The sequence below is a fragment of the Streptomyces prasinopilosus genome, from assembly GCF_001419695.1.
GTDB classification, from domain to species: domain Bacteria; phylum Actinomycetota; class Actinomycetes; order Streptomycetales; family Streptomycetaceae; genus Streptomyces; species Streptomyces prasinopilosus.
Genome location: NZ_LIRG01001019.1, coordinates 1 through 2,105, shown reverse-complemented (window position 1 = coordinate 2,105; position 2,105 = coordinate 1). Strand labels below are relative to the sequence as shown.

Annotated in this window: 1 protein-coding gene; it reads left to right on the top strand. The window is 72.8% G+C overall.

Annotated features, from left to right (window positions below):
- The first annotated feature begins 250 nt into the window (after positions 1 to 250).
- Positions 251 to 1,828 (top strand): S8 family peptidase, encoded by a 1,578-nt coding sequence (locus AOK18_RS29740; RefSeq protein ID WP_055696310.1) that lies wholly within the window; start codon positions 251 to 253, stop codon positions 1,826 to 1,828.
- Positions 1,829 to 2,105 lie beyond the last annotated feature (277 nt).

Below are 2,105 nucleotides of genomic sequence, written 5' to 3'. Positions count from 1 at the left end.
GTCCTCGGGGGAGGGAGAGGACCGGGGGGCGGTGAACGTGTCGTCCGCGTGGCGGAGCTGTTTCGTTCCTGTGGGCCCTCTTGTGCGATTCCTGTGGAACCCTCAATCTTTCGACTGACGCACGCGGTTGTTCCGACAGGGGGCATTGACATGCCCACGTCATTCGTGTCCGGCCGTGCCGCACGCGCGGCACGTGCGTCGACAGCACCGCCCCCACGGCAACGCTCCCCGACCGAGGAGGAACCCTCACATGGCGTCGATGCGTCACCCCCACCGAAGACTGGCCACTCTCGGCGTCGCGACCAGCGCGGCGCTCATGGCGGGCCTCGTCTCCGCGCTCCCCGCCGGCGCGGCCCCGGCCGCCGAAGGCAGCATCCAGTACGAGGGCGCTGCGAACGCCGTCAGCGACAGCTTCATCGTGACCCTGAAGGCGGACCGGGCGAAGTCCGGTTCCGCCGAGGGCCGTGCCGTGGCGAAGAAGTACGGCGCCGAGATCGAGCGGACGTACACCAAGGCGCTCAACGGGTACGAGATCGAGGCCTCCGAGGCCGAGGCGAAACGTCTCGCCGCCGACCCGGCCGTCGCCTCGGTGGTCCAGAACCGCACCTTCCACACCACCGCCACCCAGACCAACCCGCCCTCCTGGGGCCTGGACCGCATCGACCAGGCGAACCTGCCGCTGAACAGCGCGTACACCTACCCGGACTCGGCCGGCCAGGGGGTGACGGCGTACATCATCGACACCGGCGTCCACATCTCGCACAGCGACTTCGGCGGCCGCGCCTCCCACGGCTACGACGCCGTCGACAACGACAACGTCGCCCAGGACGGCAACGGCCACGGCACCCACGTCGCGGGCACCGTCGCGGGCACCGCCCACGGCGTGGCCAAGAAGGCCAACATCGTCGGCGTCCGCGTGCTGAACAACGCCGGCTCCGGCACCACCGCCGGGGTCGTCGCCGGCATCGACTGGGTCGCGCGCAACGCGGTCAAGCCGGCCGTCGCCAACATGTCCCTGGGCGGCGGCGCCGACAGCACCCTCGACGCGGCCGTGCGCAACGCGATCAACGCCGGCATCACCTTCGTCGTCGCGGCCGGCAACGAGTCCACCAACGCCTCCACCAAGTCCCCGGCCCGGGTGACCGAGGCGATCACCGTCGGCGCCACCACCTCCACCGACGCCCGCGCCAGCTACTCCAACTACGGCTCGGTCGTGGACATCTTCGCCCCGGGCTCCTCCATCACCTCCGCCTGGCACACCGGCAACACGGCCACCAACACCATCTCCGGCACGTCCATGGCGAGCCCGCACGTCGCCGGCGCGGCCGCCCTGCACCTGGCCGCCAACCCCTCGGCCACCCCCGCCCAGGTCTCCTCCGCGCTGACCTCCTCCGCCACCAGCGGTGTCGTCGGCAACCCCGGCACCGGTTCCCCCAACCTCCTGCTGCGGGTCGGGCAGGGCGGCACCACCCCGCCGCCCCCCGGTGACCGCTTCGAGAGCACCCAGAGCGTCGCCATCGCCGACAACTCCACCGTCGAGACCCCGATAACCGTCTCCGGGGTCTCCGGCAACGCGCCCTCCGACCTGGCCGTCGAGGTGGACATCACCCACACCTACATCGGTGACCTCCAGGTCCAGCTGATCGCCCCCGACGGCTCGGCGTACACGCTGAAGGCGTACGGCACCGGCGGCAGCGCGGACAACATCGACACCACGTACACGGTCAACGCCTCCTCGGAGACCGCGAACGGCACGTGGAAGCTGCGCGTCAGCGACAACTACACGCGTGACACCGGCCGGCTGAACGGCTGGGCCCTGCAGTTCTGATCCGACGGGGGGCCGGTCCGCGGCAGCCGACCGGTCCCCCGTCCCCCTCCTCGCCCCCGTGGCCGGGCTGCGAGCCGGTGAACCGGCCGCCCGCCACGGGGGCGAGGCGCGTGGACGAGGCGGGGGGTGGACGGCGTGCCCCCGGCGGTCGCGCCGTCCGCTCCGCACCGCACAGGGACGCCCCCGGCGCCCCGGCCGGCCGCGCCCACGAGGCGCGAAGCCGCCCGCCGGTCCGCACCGGCGCACGCCCCTCCCCGCGGCGGCACGGCGGCACCGG

Coding starts and splice junctions, on each gene's coding strand:
- AOK18_RS29740 (WP_055696310.1), top strand. CDS start 251: ATGGCGTCGATGCGTCACCCCCACCGAAGACTGGCCACTCTCGGCGTC.